Genomic DNA, 17,409 nt, shown 5'->3' with positions numbered 1-17,409 from the left:
ACACAAGTTTTTCAAGAAAAATTTACTCGACTTTTTTACAGCGATAAATAAATGCCGGAGGTATATTTAATGGCTCAAAACCTAAAGAAATAGAATCTTTAAAAACATTTTTAAGTTTTTTAAAGTAGGTTAAACTATACTGATACTGAATAAAAGTACCATTAATATTTAATGTTTTATAAGATTCTTGTAAAATTTTTGCTGAAATTTCATCAGGAATAATTGTAAGTGGTACACTAGAAATAATATGGTTTGCCTTATGTAATTTTAATTTTTTTAACTCTTCTTCTATATTTTCAGCAGATTTTTTTAATATAACTAATTGTGGGTGTTGTAAATCTTGTAATTGATTGTAAAAACTATCATTAATTTCAAAGCAAATTAAAATAGCCTTTGGCGATAATTTTTCTAAAATATACTTTGTAATTGCCCCATTACCGGGGCCAAGCTCTACTAAAACATCAGCTTCAGAAAAATTAATTCCTTTTAGCATTTTCTTTGATAAAAACCTTGAACTGGGTGTAATTGTACCCAATGTTTTAAGGTTTTTAATAGCTTCTTTTAAAAAATTTATTCTACTTAACAATTGCTGTTTTTAATTTAATAAGTATATTTCTAAAAATATTTTTTCGTAAAGATGCTATTTTTTAAAGACTTATTCTATCTTTTTTATCCAAAATTATGCGCAATTTGCGAAGAAAATTTAACACAAAACGAAACTACAATTTGTACACTTTGCAGACACGATTTACCGCTTACAAATTTTATTAATTATAAAAATAATAAGGTAACTCAAACATTTTATGGTAGAGTTTTAGTTGAAAAAGCATTTGCATTATTATTCTTTAGAAAAGAAGGTGTAACACAAAAATTAATTCACGATTTAAAATACAAAGGAAATGAAGATGTTGGTGTTTTTTTTGGTAATTGGCTTGGAGAAATTTTAAATAAAAATCAAGAATTTAAAAATATAGATTATATAATTCCTGTTCCTTTACATCCCGAAAAATTAAAAGAAAGAGGTTATAATCAGGTTACTAAATTTGGTGAGCGTTTGAGTTTTTACTTAAATAAACCTTTGATTGAAGGTAAATTAAAAAGGGTTTCATTAACTAGAACACAAACCTTTAAGGCTCGTTTTGAACGATTTACAAATAATGATACTAAGTTTTTATTAGACGATTCATCTTATTTTGATAATAAAAATGTTTTAATAATTGATGATGTTATTACTACTGGAGCAACTTTAGAAGCTTGTGCAAATGAGTTTTTGAAATCAAAAAATTGTAATATTAGTATTTTAACAATCGCTTATACAGAGTAAATTTTATGATTTTAATATGAAAAATAAGTTGTTTCTTTGTTTAAAATTAGACTTTGTGAAATCAATTTTTAGATTTATTTTTTTATTATTTATAACAACAATTTTGGTAAAATGTGCTAAAATTGGTAGGCCAGAAGGTGGTCCTAAAGATGAAGAAGCACCGTTGTTTGTAAATGCAAATCCACCTTATGAGAGCATTAACTTTGACAAAAAAGAAATAAAAATTCAGTTTAATGAATATGTAAAATTAAAGGATTTAAACAAAAAATTAGTGGTTTCGCCACCATTAAAAAACCCAGCCTTAGTATCTCCTCAAGGTTCAGCAACTAAGTTTTTAAAAATTAAAATTTTAGATACTTTAATAGCAAATACTACCTATATTTTTAATTTTGGTGATGCCATTGAAGACAATAATGAATCTAATAAATTAGAAAATTTTAAATATGTTTTTTCTACCGGAAAATATATAGATTCTCTTAATATTAAAGGATCTATTAAAGATGCAACACTTTTTGAAACACCTAAAAATGTAAATGTTTTATTATATAAATTAGACAGTTCATTTAATGATTCTATTGTTTACAAAAAGAAACCAAATTATATTGCAAGTGCACTAGATACTACCGTTTTTAATTTTACTAACTTAAAAAAAGGAAAGTATTTAATGTTAGCATTACAAGAACCTTCTAATGATTATATTTTTAATGCAAAGACAGATAAAATTGGTTTTTTAACAGATACAATTCAATTGCCTAGAGATAGTATTATAAAAAAACCTATTGTATTATTTAAAGAAACTAAACCATATACTTTTAAGAGAGGGAAAGAAGTTACTAAAGGTAAAATTGAATTTGGCTTTGAAGGAGATTCAAGAAATTTACAAATCGAAATGCTATCAAAAGTACCTAAAGATTTTAAAAGTATTTCTAAATACGAAGTTAATAAAGACACTTTAAATTATTGGTTTACTCCTTTTGAAGCAGATTCTTTAAATTTTATTGTAAAAAATAAATCTATTATAGATACTGTAACCGTTAAATTGAGAAAGAAAAAAATAGATTCTTTAATAATTAGCTCATCAATAAATGGTATTTTACATTTAAGAGATACTTTTTATTTAAAAACAAATAATCCAATTATAAAGATTGATACAAGCAAAATAAGCTTGGTAGATAAAGACACTATTGCTGTTAAGTTTAAAACTCTATTATCTAAAAAAGAAAATAAAATTGGATTTATTTTTGATAAAAAACCTAAAGAAAAATATAATTTTAAGTTTTTGCCCAACTCATTAGTTGATGTTTTTGATGTTAAAAATGACACTTTAAACTATGGTTTTTCAACTAAAGAGTTAGATGATTATGGTAGAATTACTTTAAATATAAACAATATAAATTCTAAAAATTTAATTATTGAAATTCTTTCAGGTAAAGACCAAAACAAATTAGTTGAACGTGTTTTTATAAGCAAATCTCAAACTATTGTATTTGATTTGTTAGAGCCTAAAAAATATACTATTAGAGCTATTATTGATGAAAATAAAAACAATAAATGGGATACTGGTAATTTCTTGAAAAGAATTTCTCCAGAGAAAATTATATATCATTCTGAAATAAATAATGCCGATTTAAGAGCCAATTATTTTTTAGAAGAGAATTTTAAAATTGAATAAATAGCGAAAGTTGTAAATAGCTTCTACAAAAACTTTTTAATAGATCTTATGATTCCATAATGTATTCCTTCGTGAAAATTATTAAAAGGTATAGCGTTTTCTATTGAGGATAAAACAAAGCCAGTACTTGTTGGATACTCATTATAGTTTTCGAAAATACCTGCATTAAAATCTTCTTCTAAAGTATCTGGTAAACCAATTAAAAGTTCTTTTACTTCTTCAAATTCTTCTTCTGTAAATATTTTTGTTGGAGATGTACCTTTTCTATGTGCGTCAATTAAATCATCTGGACATAAAGGGTTTAAACCAGATAATTTATAATGTAAAAGTTGTTGGGTTACTACTAAATGTGCAACATTCCAAGCAATATTATTTTTAAACCCTTCAGGTATTGCGTGTATTTCTGCTAATGTTAAACCTTCTAATTCTTTTAGAACAAGTTCTCTAGATTTTCTTAAAACATCAAATTGATTCTTCATTTTTATGTGTAATTTTGAAAATGTAAATATAATTGATAAAAAATGAAGAAAGTATATTTTTTGCAAACTTGTGATACTTGCAGACGAATTTTAAAAGAGGTAAATATTGATGATTTTGAGCGCCAAGAAATAAAAGCAAATAACGTTTCTGTTTCTCAATTAGAAGAAATGCACAAACTTTCTGGAAGTTATGAAGCTTTGTTTAACAAACGTGCAAAGTTGTATAAATCTATGGATTTAAAGAATCAGGTTTTAACCGAAGCTGATTACAAACAGTTTATTTTGGATGAATACACGTTTTTAAAACGTCCTGTTTTTATACTTGATGGTGAAATTTTTATTGGAAATAGCAAAAAAGTAATTGAAAGTTTAAAAGAGAAGATTGGTTAAATCTTCTCTTTTTTTAAGCTTTTATTTTGATGAAAATTTTATGTCTGAATTAGACATCATTTCTGCTAATTCATCCATAGTTAAATTAGTTTTTAATCCGAACAAAACAACTTTATCATTATCACTATTAGCTTGTAAGACGATTTCTTTTACAATGTCATTTTTTTCTAAAATGTAAAAAGCGGCTTTACCATCGTCTCCTTTTACACGTGCCATAGTTTTTAAGTTATTTTTTTTGATATACTTTTTAAAGTCTTTAGATACAGAAGCGTCTTCGTTATTAAAGATCATTAATTTAAAATCGCCTGATTTTTTTAGTAGTTTTTGTAAATCCTCATTATCTCCTTCATCTAAAAAAGAACCTGCAAAAGAGGCTGATAAATTAATGGAAAAAGCAGATTGTTCTTTGTGCTTTTTGTAAAATTTTTTAAAAGTAGTTTCTTGTGCAACAGCACTTATCATAAAAAGTGCGCATAAAATGGTTGTAATTTGTTTCATAATACTTGGTTTTCTTTTCAGACGATTACCAATAAAATTTGTTACAATCAGTTATTGTTTTAAATTAATTTGATTGATATATTTTCATTAATTTTTTTGCTTCTTTTTTTGCACTCCAATTGTTTACAATTTCTTCTCTAGCCGCTTGTCCTAAAAGTGGAAACTCTCCTGTAATATTTTTTGATAATATTGTTTTTAACTCTTCAACATTTCCTGCTTCAAACAAATAACCGTTTTTTTTATGTGTAATTAAATCAGAATGCACACCTACATTTTTAGTAGCAATTACTGAACATTCACAAGCCATTGCTTCTGCAGTAACCAAAGAAAATCCTTCAGAAAAACTTGGAGCAATTACAATTTTTGCCGCTTGATAATAAGAAATAATGTCTCTGGTTTCATCTACAAAATAAACTTGATTTTCTATGTTATGCTTTTTAGTTATTGATTTTAATTCTGATAAAAATTCAGGTTTATCAACTTGACCAACAATTACCAATGCCCAGTTATCATGGTTTTTTAATGTTTTTGCGGCTTCTAATAAAGTTAATTGTCCTTTTGCTTTTCTAACTCTACCAGCATTTAAAATAATATTTTCTTGTTTTATATCATTTAAAATAACATTTTTTTTAGGCTCAAATTCGTTAATTTTAATTCCATGTCCAATTACAGTATTTTTAATTTTTAAGTTGCTACTAACACTATTAATTAAAGTAATAACCTTATCGGCTTTTTTTAGTAAAAATTTAGTTAAACGAGAAGGCATAGTTTCTGAATGCCGTGTTGCAATCAATAAAAAATTTGCTCCCAAAAAACGATACCATAACATTCTTAGAATTTCATTATTTCGATGACAATGTACTGTAACCTTTTGGTTAGAAAATAATATTTTTTTTAGTTTAGGTGTGTTAATTTTTACTCCATCAACATTATAACCATATACGTAAGTTTCAAACTCATCACTAAAAAAAGGAAGCACATTTTCTATACTCCTGGTAACTCCAGTTTTGCGTTTATGAAAATGTGTATGAATTAAAAAGGGTTTCAAAAAAAGATTTTTATGCAAATTTGCGTTCAATTATTTCGATAAAACGCGCTTCTAATTCTTCATGTTCAGACCAATTATAATCAGGTTTTACCATGTTTATAATAAATTTATTAGCCTCTTTTTTGGTTTTAAAAGTGTTTAATTGAGAAACGACTCTATTATAATCTTCTTGATTATTATCAAACAAGTTTTTTACAAATGCAATTCTGTCATTTAAATCAATTTGAATGTTAGAAGATAATTTGTCATTTAATGATTTTATGGGTTGTGCAGTTTCAAATAAATCGGCCATTAAATCAACAGAAAGTGTATCTTTTAGTTCTTCTTCTAAAGTTGCATTTTTTATTCCAGCGACGTCTTTTACATCATTTTTAAAGTCTACTGCGGTATCATTAGTAGAAAACATTAAAGTTTCTAATTCATCAAAAGGTTGTTCAATTTCTTCCTCTTTAATTACATCTTTATTAGAAATAATTTCATCAGTTACAACTTCTTCAATTACTGTTTCGTTAATTTTATTAGGTAGTTCTTCTGCTTCAGTTGTAGTTTCAACTTCAGTTTCAAAAACAGCTTCGTGTTCAGTAATTGCTTCTTTTAATAAAAATGAATCTTCAATTTTATCAACCAGTTCTTCTTTAGTTTCTGTTAAATTAGGAGTAGTTTTTATATATTCTTCAACAAAAGAAAGTACAGATAATTTTTCATAAAGATCCTTTGCTTTTTCTTTTAATTCAATAACATCTTCTTTGTTTTTCATTTGTAAAACACTGTGTGCTAAACTCATTAAATCTCTTTCTAGTTTTTTGTGCATAAGTTGTAGGTTGTTACTGAAACAAGTTCAGCATAAATTATTTTTAACTCGTAAATATTCCTAAATTTGTTGAAACTCAAAGTAAAACAAATTATATAAAAAAGAACGCCTAAATTTACAAAATGTTTCTTGAAAATACAGTAAATCATACAGAACAATTTGGTTGGATAGAAGTTATTTGTGGGTCTATGTTTTCTGGTAAAACGGAAGAATTAATAAGACGTTTAAAGCGAGCTCAATTTGCAAAACAGCGTGTAGAAATTTTTAAACCATCTGTTGATACAAGGTATGATGAAGAAGAAGTAGTGTCTCATAATGATTCTAGAATTCGTTCAACTCCTGTTCCTGTAGCTTCGAATATAAGATTATTAGCCAATGATGTGGATGTTGTTGGTATTGATGAAGCACAGTTTTTTGATAATGAAATAGTAGCCGTTTGTAACGATTTAGCTAATAGAGGTATTAGGGTTATTGTGGCTGGTTTAGATATGGATTTTAAAGGCAATCCTTTTGGTCCAATGCCTGCTTTAATGGCAACTGCAGAATATGTAACAAAAGTACATGCGGTTTGTACTCATACAGGGAATTTAGCGCATTATAGTTTTAGAAAAGCGCAAAACGATAAGTTAGTAATGCTGGGTGAAACTCAAGAATATGAGCCTTTAAGTAGAGCTGCTTATTATAAAGCAAGTAAAAAGAAATTAAAAGAAAATTTATCTTCTAAAAAATCAGAATCTTAGATAATTAAACAAGTTTAGCTTAAAAATGATACTGAAATAAATTAAGTACAAAATGAATAATCATGTAACTGTTTTAGAAATTGATGGAAAAGCATTAGACCACAATCTCAATTATTTTAAACAAAAATTAGAGTCTAAAACAAAAATTTTAGCTGTTGTTAAAGCTTTTGGTTATGGAAGTGATGGCGTAAAAGTTGCAAAATACATAGAAAATAAGGTAGATTATTTTGCTGTTGCTTATACACAAGAGGGTATTGCATTAAGAGAAGCGGAAATTAAAAAACCAATATTAGTTTTACATCCACAAATACCAAATTTACAGCCTATAGTAGATTATAGATTAGAACCAAATTTATATAATTTTAAAATTTTTAATGCTTTTTTAAAATTAGCAGACAAAGCTCCTTTAATGAATTATCCAATTCATATAAAGTTTAATACAGGCTTAAATAGATTGGGTTTTTGGCATAATGATATACCTAAAATACTAACAAGTTTACAAGAAACAAATCATGTAAAAGTAGTTTCAATTTTTTCTCATTTAGCAGCTAGTGAAGATTTGGAAGAAAAAGAGTTTACTATAAATCAAATAAACAATTTTGCATATATAGCACAGCAGTTTTATAAGCATTTAGATTACCAACCAATGTTGCATATTTTAAATACATCTGGAGTTGTAAACTACGCTCAGGCACAATTTGATATGGTTAGGATTGGTATTGGTTTATTTGGTTTTGGAAATACCAAAGAAGAAACTTTACAACTAAAAAATACACATAATTTAAAATCAATAATTTCCCAAATTCATTTAATACAACCTGGTGAAACTGTTGGTTATAATAGATCTTTTGTAGCTAAAAGACCAAGTAAGTCTGCCACAATTCCTATTGGTCATGCAGATGGAATATCAAGAAGATTAGGTAATAAAAAAGGCTTTGTAATCATCAATAATCAAAAAGCACCAATTATTGGAAATGTTTGTATGGATATGATTATGGTTGATGTTACAAAAATTGATTGTAAAGAAGGTGATGAGGTGATCATTTTTAATACTCAAGAGATGATTCAGCATAATTCAAATATCTCAGAAACAATTGTTTATGAGACTTTGACTGCTATTTCTCAACGTGTTAAAAAAACGTTAAAATCTTAATATTTTTCACTATTTTTACAACCTAACAATTAAAATTAATCAGAATGTTAAAAGAATTTAAAGAATTTATTACTGGAGGTAATGTAATTGAATTTGCAGTAGCAGTAATTATGGCAGGTGCAATTGGAGCTGTAGTAAAAGGTTTTGTAAGTAATATAGTTATGCCAGTTGTTGGTATGTTTACAGGTGATGTAAGTTTAGCAGATAAAAAATATGTTTTATCAGAAGCTGTATCCGATGCTGCAGGAAAAGTAATTACTCCAGAAAATGCAATAACTTATGGTGCTTGGATAGACACAATTATTAATTTAATAATTGTAGGTTTTGTAATGTTTATGATTGTAAAAGCATACAATAAAACTAAAAAGAAAGAGGAAGAAGCTCCAGCTGTTCCAGCAGGACCAAGTCAAGAAGATTTATTAGCTGAAATTAGAGATTTATTAGCTAAGAAATAGTTTTTCTTAAAATACTTAAAACCTAAGCTTTTGCTTAGGTTTTTTGTGAATTCTATACTTACCAGATTTATAGCAATTGCTAACTTTTACTCAATCCATTTTCTAAATTCACTTGTTGTGGATGCACTTGTAATTAAATGCTGTTTATAGTTTTTAATTGAAATTGCCAATCTATCTCCAAAATAAGGCTCAATTTTTTGGATAAAATTGATATTTACAATTTCACCACGATTAATTTGAAAAAACTCTTTTGGGTTTAACTCTTTTATTAAATCGGATAATTTGTAACGAAATTCATTTTCTTTTCCGTTTTCATCAATCGCAATACATTTTCCAGAATTAGATAAGATTGCACCCGTATTTTTTGTGTTTAAAATTTTTATTTCCGCTTTCGTTTTTATGATAATACGTTCTTTATAACTTTTATTTAATCCATGAATTGTTTCTGATATTTTTTTCCAATCAACCTCTTTGTTTTGTATGCTTTCAAACTTTTTCATCGCTTTACTAAACTTATTATAGCTAATTGGTTTTAGTAAATAAGCAATTCCGTTTACATCAAAAGCATCTTGGTAAAAAGTGTTATATGCCGTTGTAAAAATAATGGGCGATTTTATAATATTGGTTTTTAATAAAGAAAACACATTTCCGTCTAACAATTCAATATCAGAAAACACCAAGTCTACTTGATCATTGGTTTTATACCATTTATCAATTTCTTCTTTACTTTTTAATGAAGCTACAATTTCAACAGTATTATTATATCGAAGAATATGATCTGTAATAATTTCAATATTTATAGCTTCGTCTTCTATGATGAGTACTTTCATATTTCTGAAATTAAAGGGATTTCAACAATAAAATTATGATTAGTTTCTGTAAAAATAACGTCTTTGTTAAAATTGAGTTGATATTGACGTTTTAAATAATCATTTCCGGTTCCAGTACCAAGCGTAAAATCTACTTTATTTATTTTGTTTTTGATTATTAAAGTGTCTTCTTCTGATGATAGTGAAATCAGTAACGGATTTTCTTCACTTGCTTTATTATGTTTTATTGCATTTTCTATACATAATTGTAATGAGCAGGGGATGATAAAACCAGTTGTATTTTTAATACTATTTTGAATTTTATAAGCATTTCCAAACCGTTTTTCCATTAAATTCATATAGCTTATTAAAAAAGAGAGTTCATCTTTTAACTCAACCAATTGCTTTTTTCCATGTTTTAAATAATAATGATAAACATCTGAAAAATCTTCAATAAAATCTTCTATTTGATTCGGTTTTTTTCTAGCTAACCCTGATAAAACACTCAAATTATTGAATAAAAAATGGGGCTCTAAATTCTTTTGTAATATTTGCGATTGTAAAATGGCTTTTTCCTTTTCGGTTTGTTCTAATTCTAGTGTAATTTTTTGCGACTGTCTGAAATATAAAAAGGCTGAAGTAAGTGCAAAAATATCAGCCAAAATAAAAGCTACAGACATTGTATTTAAACTCCTAGCTACAATATTATATTCCGATTTACTACTTAAAATAACATGTAAAACAGTATAATCTATAAAAACACCTAAGAAGGTAAATATAAAAAAAGATAAAATATAGACCTTAACAAATTTTAAAATTGTATTTGTAATATCTATCTTGTTAATGATTTTCCAAGAAAAAATAACCGACAGTACTGAAAGTATAGAAAAAATAAAAACAGAGATGTGATCAAAATAATCATAAAAATCAATGTCACTAGAATTAGTGTTGGTGCGTAAGCTATAAAAGAAAAATATTTTAGTGCTATTGCTTATTAATAATAGTATAATTACTATTAAAATTTGTTTTAAACTTATTTCTTTATTAAAAATCTTCACTTGCTTATATTTTTTAGAGGTACAAAATACATGTTTAGTTTAAACAAAGCTGTTTATAATATTTAATTATAAACAGCTTTTTTCTATTGATTATTTCTTTGCCCTATTTCGTTCTTCTTCGTTTCCAGAATTATGTTGTTTAACTTTTATTTTTTTATTTCCAAAGCTATAATTTAAACTGATTTTAAAATTTTGGGTATCAAAATAATTATAATAAGTTTGATCTATTCCGTTTGTTTTAGTGTTAACATCCATAGCTTTTCTCTTAAAAATATCATTAAAAGCTAAAGTGCAATTTAGTTTTTTATTTAATAATGAAAACTTTAAACCTACATCTAAATTAACCATTTCTGAGGTGGAAAAATACATTAATTTTTGTGGAGAAGCATAAATAAATGTTGCTTCTGCTTGTATTGTTTTTTCTTCATTTAAATGAAAAGTATTTCTATTGTATAATTGAAAATTCCATCCACTTACTAACTCGGCATCTAAATCAAAACCATTTTTGTAATGTGTATCCATTCTTGATAATGTTGCTTGAGTAGTTGTATTCCACCATTTTGTTGGGTTGTATAATAAAGTTTCAGTTAATCCATAATTGTAAGCAGTATAAAAATTATCATACGTTACTACTATTCTTTGTTGTTCATCATCTTCTGCACTAATAATGTTAAAATACCCATCATCTATATAGCTTACAAATGCCTTACTTATTAATTTACCTTTATAAATATGCTTAAATTCTAAGTTGTCTGAAATTTGAGGTTGTAAAAAAGGGTTTCCTTCTTGATAAGAAATTGAATTTATGTAAAAACGAAACGGATTTAAACGTTCAAAACTAGGACGTTGAATTCTTCTACTATAACTTATATTAAACATATTTATATTACTAGGATTGTATCCTAAAAATAGAGATGGAAATAATTTATTATAAGAATTAGTATCTGTTTGGTTGTTTGTTTTTGAAACTCCTTTTGTTTGTGTATTTTCAAAACGAAGTCCAATTTTTGTTTGCCATTTTTTACCCAATGGTTTAGACATATCTGCGTATAAAGCATTAATATTTTCAGAATACATAAACTCATTACTTTGTGTTGGGTCTAATATTGATGTGCCTGTAGAGGTATTGTAAAAAACAACATCACTTTCCGTTTTTGTAATTGTTGTTTTTAGTCCGTATGAAAAATTAGCCCATTTAGTCGGGTGTATCATATCTATTTTTCCACTGTAATTTTTAATATTTTGATTAGTGCTATTTTCTGCTTCAAAAAAACTAGGACTTGTAATAAATTGTTCGCTACTAAAATTTCTAGTATTAGAATTGTCGAAATTAAAATAGTCAACATCAATAGAAAGTTTTTTACCAAGCGTATCTAATTTTTGAATGTAATGTGCATTTATAGAGTGATTTTTGTTTGTAATGTCTGCATTACCTTCATTAAGGGTAAACGTTCCATTACCATCATTTATTAATGTTTTTCCATCATCAAAAACGCCTTTATCTTCAAATGAACCTGAATATAAAATACCAACAGTAGCATTATCTGTTAAATTATAATCTAATCCTAATCTACCAGAAATCATTTGCTCTCTATTTTTCATATCTAAATTTGTTACCGTTGATGCAGATGGATAAATAATATCAAATTGATTGAATTGAGCGGTATTTCCCTTAGTTCCATTTAGGGATGCAACTACACTTACCTTATCTTTATTATAAGTAAAAGTATTTCCAAAATTAAATAATGGATATGTAGCTTGTGTGTAAGAAGTTCTCACTTGATTGTTCCAGCTATTTTCTTTTGACTTTTTTAGTACAATATTTATTAGTCCACTATTACCTTCGGCATCATATTTAGATGGAGGAGATGTAATAACTTCAACATTTTTAATATCATCAGAAGCAATGGTGCTCAAATAAGCGTTTAATTCATTTCCAGATAATTGTATAATTCTATCGTTTACCATTACACGTACAGCGCCTTTTCCAACAATAGCTAATTTATCAGTATCAATAGTAACACTTGGCGTAGCTTTTAATGCATCTAGTGCTGTTCCACCAGTTCCTGCAACCGTATTTTCTACATTAAAAACCAATCTATCTACTTTTTGTTGAATAAGTTTTTTACGAGCAGTAATAACAACTTCATTTAATTGTTGACCTTCTTCTTCTAAAATAATTGTTCCAACATTAGATTTAGTTGGGTAGATTTTTTTAGTTATAAATCCAACAAAACTAATTTCCAAAAACACATCGTTATTTTTTGTTTTGATAGTGAATTCACCATTTTCATCAGAAATTACACCCGTAATTATTGAATTGTCGGTTTTGTTTTTTGCTACAATGTTTGCAAATGAGATAAATTGATTTTGTTTATCGATTACTTTTCCAGTAAACGTTTGTCCAAAACTAATTGAACATATAAAAGCGATTAAAAGTGTTGTTGTGATTTTCATAATAATAGTAATTAAAAATTAATAACACCCCAAAAGTATCTTGATCGTTTAGTTTTTAAAATAGCTGCAGAATGAATTGGGGAAAAAATGAAATGAATTAGGGAAAATAAAAAAAGGGTTAAAAAAATATTCAACACCTCTTTAATATTTTTGTAAAAAAACTATTGATAGCTTACTTTTAAGTTTCTTTATGGATTTTAAAATTGATAAAAAAAAGAAATACTGAATAGATAGTTGACGGTCAAAAAAAAGATTAAAAAACTACTTTTTCAAAATATTCAAAAACAAATTTCTATCAATTTCTTTTGCGCCTAAACTTGCTAAATGATCATTATAAACTTGGCAATCGATTAATTTATAATTTTTGTTTTTTACTAAATAAATAAAGGCTAATTTAGATGCATTTGATATTTTACTAAACATACTTTCGCCACAAAAAATATTATTGATTTCTAAACCATACAATCCACCAACTAATTTTTTGTTTTGCCAAATTTCTATTGATTTTGCAATTCCTTTTTTATGAAGATTGATATATGCTTGTTGCATATCATCAGTAATCCAAGTGCCTAAACCGTCATTTCTATCAATACTTTTACAATTATAAATAACCTCTTCAAAAGTTGTGTTTTCAGTAATTGTAAATTCATTTTTTTTGATGATTTTTTGCATTGATTTTGAAATTTTTAAATCATCAGGAAATAAAACCATTCGTTCATGTGGGCAATACCAAACAATTGGATCATCTTCAGAAAACCAAGGGAAAATTCCGTTTTTGTAGGCATAAATTAATCTTTCTGTAGATAAATCTCCACCTAAAGCAATAATACCCTCTTTAGTAGTAAAATTATAAGGTGGAAATTCTATTTTATCTGTTAGCCAAATCATTTTGTAAAAATAAGCACAAAAAAACTCCAACAAAAACTGTTGGAGTTTTAAGTAAGAATTAATTCTTAACGAGTTTGGTTAATTGTTTAATGATTGATAACTATTAGTTTGGTTTTACTTTCTTTTTTATCATTAGAAAGTTTGATAAAATACATGCCGTTTGCTAAATGAGAAGTGTCTATTTTGAGTTCATTATTGTTATTTTGAGCGAGCGATGTTACTATTTTACCCTCTAAACTAATTATTTCAACTTTGCTAATTTGGTTTTCTAAATCTTTAATAAATAAAGTGTTATTTGCTGGATTTGGGTAAATTAAAACATTTAAAATTTCATTTTCATTTATACTAAGGGCATTTTTCTTTTCATAAAACTCTATTTCTTTAATGGCACTCCATGCGCTTTTTCTAGTATCACCATCACTGTTAAATCTACCATAACCTATTACTTTTATATAACGCGCATCTGTATTAATTTCGTACTGATTAAATTCGGTGGTATTAGTTGCTGTTAATAATAATTCTCCAGAAGTTGGTAAAATCATAGTAAAATCTGCATCTTCAGTACCTGTAGTAGATGTTAATATTTGAAAACCAAAAGCATCTGATTTATTAGTTGTTCTAAACTGAATTAAGCCTACACTATGAATACTACTTAAATCGTAAATAATATACTCACCATCTGCTTTATAATCTCCAGATAAAACATCTTCATCATCAGCAGTCCATTCTGTATCAATATTTTTATCTAAAGAATTAATTGCAAGCTCAGATTTTGATGTATTTTCTTTTGATAGAGAATGTACTGTAACTTTATCTGTTGATAAACCTGTTCCTGTATTAATAAGGTTGTATAAATCTATTAAATTAGCCCCATCTTGAGAAAGCGTTAAAGTTCTTACAATATCATCACCTCCTGCATCTTGTGTAAAAGTTATTGATCCCGATCTACTATTTGTATCCGTATTTTCAGTAACAGTAATTGAAACTGTTGCGTTACCTGTACCAGAGTTGGTGTCAATAGTTAACCAAGAATCATTGGAAGCAGCTGTCCAACTTACATTTGCAGTAACAGTAACATCATAACTAGCAGCTTCTGGGGCTAGTGTTGATAAACTACTAACTGTTAAAGATTCACTTACTTTAATTGTACAGTTTCCGTCAGTAATATTAGCTCCTTCATAATCTAAAAAGCAAGCTCCAATTCCGTAACCAACCATAGCATCTGTAATAGGTGTATATGATCCCATATTTGCACCTTTACCTGTAGAACCTTCTCCAGAAAAAGTAAAGATTTCTCCATCTTTAGTAGCGGTAATTCCTGTTTCTTCAGAAAAACCAGTGTTTGTTTCTCCTAAAGTAGTACCACTAAAAACGTTACCAGAATAGGTTAATGATGCTCCGATACTAGCATAAGATGTTGTTTCATCACCAGAAATTACGGGTGATAAGTTTGGGTCATTAGCTTCAAAATAGATTAAGTTATTTTCTATATTACCCTTTACGTCACTATTATTATCTGTGTTAACGTTATAAAATAAAGGGGCATTTGTATTTATAATTGTGTTGTTAGAAACGGTAATATCTTCTGTTTTTTGATATCCATTTGAAACATCATCAGTAGTACAATCTACATCTGCATTAGCACTTCCACCAATAAAGGTAATTCCGTTGTTCCATTTAGCAAAATTATCAACTGTAATACAATCTTGAATATAGTTATTTGTAATAACGTGATCGCTATCAGAAATTCTAATTCCTCCTGTACCATCTACATCTTCACCTAAAAAATAATTTCCTTCTATTTTGGCTTTAGATCCATGTCTTAAAACTAAAGAACCTCTACATCTTCTAAATGTGTTATTTGTATAAGTGTTTCCTTTACTTTTATTTGTGATAATTTCATTTTCGCCATCAGATTGAACAAAATAATTATTAGAAACTACTACGTTGCTATTTACCATTTGATAAGAGCTTGTACCTATTCGTATTGTTTCACTATCACCAGCATTTGATAATTCATCACCATTTGCTTTTCTACCGTATTTTTCTGTTAGTTTTTCAAAATTATAAAAATAATTATTCATAATAGTATGTCCAACAATTTCACAGCTATTGTTAACTTCTGGTGTTCCATCTGGTACATTTGGAAATGCGTTATAAGAATATTCTCCTAAAACTATTGCACCTGCTGTAACTTTATTCATAAATGCACAGTTAATTACTGTATTATAGGTACCATATAGTACTATCCATCTATGTTTTGTAATTTGTTCATCGGCTAAATCTTCATCTAGTTCACTTTGTTCAACACCTAAACCATCTATAACACAATTTTGAATTGTACTATGGTGTGCATAATCGTCTCCATTTCTAAATTCTATAAAATTACTAGCTCCATAACCACCTTTCCAGTGAAAACCATCAACAACTAAATATTCACCAGTTGCTAAATCATTACCATCAGATTCGCCTCCAATTGTTAATCTTGGTCCACCGGTAAAAATTACCCCACCAGGTGTTTCCGCTCTAAAAGTAACAGGATTTTCTGCTGTTCCAGACCCAAGAAATATCATTCTTTCATCTGTGTCATAAACACCATTTTTTAAAATAATTACATCTCCTGCTTTATAAATAACTTCTTTTAAAGATTCGGGGTCATCAATATAATATGTTGTTTGACCAAAAAAATGGCTTGGTAAAAACATTATACAAAGTAAGATAGAAAAGTAGTTTTTTTTCATTCTGAAATTTATTAATTGTTAAAATAAAATTGGTTTACCAAATTGGTAAACCAAATATAAGTTATTTAATTAAATGAACAAAATAGAATTGAAACACTCAAAAGTTTCATAATGAATGTAATATGATTAGAAAACCATCAACATAAACTATGATTAAAAAAAGTGTTAATACTCAAAAACAACTTCATTTTTTAAAAAAAATGGCGTTATTTTTGCATATCCTTTAAATACATTAAAAAAATAATTTTGGGACGTAAGAAGAAAGAGAAAACAAAAACAGAAAAAGTAAAGTTTGCACATAAATATTATTTACGTACAGGGCTTTATTCGTTTGTGTGGAAAAATTTAAAAAGTGCTTTTTTACCAATTGTAGGCGTTATTTTAGCTATTTTTTTATTTAATAAATATGTATATAATATTAATGATGGGTTACATCATTTTACAGAAACTTTTTCTAGACTTACAATTTTAATAACTTTCTTTATTTCTGAAACTTTACTTGGTTTAATACCTCCAGAAATTTTTATTGCTTGGTCTAAAAAAACTGAGGAACCAATTTTTAATTTATTTTTATTAGCTACACTTTCTTATTTTGGCGGTTTAATTTCTTATTTTTTAGGGAAAACGGCTTCAAAAATAGGGCCTGTTAAAGAATATTTAGAAGTAAAAATGGCAGAAAGATTAAGTAATGCAAGAAAATGGGGAGGGATTTTAATATTAGTAGGAGCAGTTTTACCATTGCCTTTTTCTATTGCTTGCCTTGCTGCTGGAATGATAAAATATTCTTTTAAAAATGTAGCATTATTAGGTTTATTTAGATTTGTGAGATTTGCTGCTTATGCATGGGCAATTTTTCAAGTAGTTAATTAAAAAAACATTTAGATTG

General features: G+C 27.0%; 17 protein-coding genes. 7 read left to right on the top strand and 10 right to left on the bottom strand.

Annotated elements, in window-relative coordinates; translation table 11 throughout:
- Positions 1-22 precede the first annotated feature (22 nt).
- A complete protein-coding gene (locus Q0733_RS09990; protein ID WP_298782035.1) occupies positions 23-586 on the bottom strand; it encodes an rRNA adenine N-6-methyltransferase family protein in 564 nt (187 codons plus the stop codon).
- Between the two features lie 51 nt (positions 587-637).
- Between Q0733_RS09990 and Q0733_RS09985 the strand changes: the two genes are divergently transcribed.
- Positions 638-1,324: a ComF family protein gene (locus Q0733_RS09985; RefSeq protein WP_298782032.1), complete on the top strand. Its 687-nt coding sequence runs from the start codon at positions 638-640 to the stop codon at positions 1,322-1,324.
- Positions 1,325-1,379: 55 nt separating this feature from the next.
- Entirely contained in the window at positions 1,380-2,996 is a 1,617-nt protein-coding gene (locus Q0733_RS09980) for an Ig-like domain-containing protein (RefSeq protein ID WP_298782028.1), read from the top strand.
- Positions 2,997-3,019: 23 nt separating this feature from the next.
- Here the strand turns inward: Q0733_RS09980 and Q0733_RS09975 are convergent, their stop codons facing one another.
- Positions 3,020-3,475, bottom strand: coding sequence for a DinB family protein (locus tag Q0733_RS09975; protein WP_298782026.1), 456 nt, complete (start codon positions 3,473-3,475; stop codon positions 3,020-3,022).
- Positions 3,476-3,517: 42 nt separating this feature from the next.
- On the opposite strand from Q0733_RS09975, the gene Q0733_RS09970 reads away from it, so the two are divergent.
- Entirely contained in the window at positions 3,518-3,865 is a 348-nt protein-coding gene (locus tag Q0733_RS09970; RefSeq protein WP_298782024.1) for an arsenate reductase family protein, read from the top strand.
- A gap of 21 nt (positions 3,866-3,886) precedes the next feature.
- Here the strand turns inward: Q0733_RS09970 and Q0733_RS09965 are convergent, their stop codons facing one another.
- The 3 genes from Q0733_RS09965 to Q0733_RS09955 form a co-directional block, all read right to left on the bottom strand.
- Positions 3,887-4,363: a DUF4252 domain-containing protein gene (locus tag Q0733_RS09965; RefSeq protein ID WP_298782022.1), complete on the bottom strand. Its 477-nt coding sequence runs from the start codon at positions 4,361-4,363 to the stop codon at positions 3,887-3,889.
- A gap of 64 nt (positions 4,364-4,427) precedes the next feature.
- Positions 4,428-5,411 carry a glycosyltransferase family 4 protein gene (locus Q0733_RS09960; protein WP_298782020.1) on the bottom strand — a complete coding sequence of 328 codons (984 nt, stop codon included), beginning with the start codon at positions 5,409-5,411 and terminating at the stop codon, positions 4,428-4,430.
- 10 nt (positions 5,412-5,421) lie between these two features.
- Positions 5,422-6,222, bottom strand: coding sequence for a hypothetical protein (locus tag Q0733_RS09955; protein ID WP_298782017.1), 801 nt, complete (start codon positions 6,220-6,222; stop codon positions 5,422-5,424).
- Between the two features lie 122 nt (positions 6,223-6,344).
- Between Q0733_RS09955 and Q0733_RS09950 the strand changes: the two genes are divergently transcribed.
- Genes Q0733_RS09950 through mscL form a run of 3 tightly spaced genes read left to right on the top strand, consistent with a single transcriptional unit; the run spans position 6,345 to position 8,570 of the window.
- Entirely contained in the window at positions 6,345-6,962 is a 618-nt protein-coding gene (locus Q0733_RS09950) for a thymidine kinase (protein ID WP_298782015.1), read from the top strand.
- Between the two features lie 52 nt (positions 6,963-7,014).
- A complete protein-coding gene (gene alr / locus Q0733_RS09945) occupies positions 7,015-8,115 on the top strand; it encodes an alanine racemase (protein WP_298782013.1) in 1,101 nt (366 codons plus the stop codon).
- 44 nt (positions 8,116-8,159) lie between these two features.
- Complete coding sequence (gene mscL / locus Q0733_RS09940; protein WP_298782010.1) at positions 8,160-8,570, top strand: large conductance mechanosensitive channel protein MscL; 411 nt, start codon at positions 8,160-8,162, stop codon at positions 8,568-8,570.
- An 86-nt stretch (positions 8,571-8,656) separates the two neighbouring features.
- Here the strand turns inward: mscL and Q0733_RS09935 are convergent, their stop codons facing one another.
- The 5 genes from Q0733_RS09935 to Q0733_RS09915 all read right to left on the bottom strand — a co-directional run bounded on the left by Q0733_RS09935 (position 8,657) and on the right by Q0733_RS09915 (position 16,523).
- Positions 8,657-9,400, bottom strand: a complete 744-nt coding sequence (locus tag Q0733_RS09935) for a LytTR family DNA-binding domain-containing protein (RefSeq protein ID WP_298782007.1) — start codon at positions 9,398-9,400, stop codon at positions 8,657-8,659.
- Positions 9,397-10,437, bottom strand: a complete 1,041-nt coding sequence (locus Q0733_RS09930; RefSeq protein ID WP_298782005.1) for a sensor histidine kinase — start codon at positions 10,435-10,437, stop codon at positions 9,397-9,399. The genes Q0733_RS09935 and Q0733_RS09930 overlap by 4 nt, the downstream gene beginning before the upstream one ends.
- A gap of 90 nt (positions 10,438-10,527) precedes the next feature.
- Positions 10,528-12,894: a TonB-dependent receptor gene (locus Q0733_RS09925; protein ID WP_298782003.1), complete on the bottom strand. Its 2,367-nt coding sequence runs from the start codon at positions 12,892-12,894 to the stop codon at positions 10,528-10,530.
- 261 nt (positions 12,895-13,155) lie between these two features.
- Positions 13,156-13,782 carry a leucyl/phenylalanyl-tRNA--protein transferase gene (gene aat, locus Q0733_RS09920; RefSeq protein WP_298782001.1) on the bottom strand — a complete coding sequence of 209 codons (627 nt, stop codon included), beginning with the start codon at positions 13,780-13,782 and terminating at the stop codon, positions 13,156-13,158.
- An 86-nt stretch (positions 13,783-13,868) separates the two neighbouring features.
- On the bottom strand, positions 13,869-16,523 hold the full coding sequence (locus tag Q0733_RS09915; RefSeq protein WP_298781999.1) for a chondroitinase-B domain-containing protein: 2,655 nt from the start codon (positions 16,521-16,523) through the stop codon (positions 13,869-13,871).
- Between the two features lie 246 nt (positions 16,524-16,769).
- On the opposite strand from Q0733_RS09915, the gene Q0733_RS09910 reads away from it, so the two are divergent.
- On the top strand, positions 16,770-17,393 hold the full coding sequence (locus Q0733_RS09910; protein ID WP_367276309.1) for a YqaA family protein: 624 nt from the start codon (positions 16,770-16,772) through the stop codon (positions 17,391-17,393).
- Positions 17,394-17,409: the final 16 nt, after the last annotated feature.

Origin of the sequence: uncultured Polaribacter sp. (genome assembly GCF_947500975.1) — a bacterium.
GTDB lineage: Bacteria > Bacteroidota > Bacteroidia > Flavobacteriales > Flavobacteriaceae > Polaribacter.
This window is presented reverse-complemented; position numbering and strand designations above follow the sequence as displayed.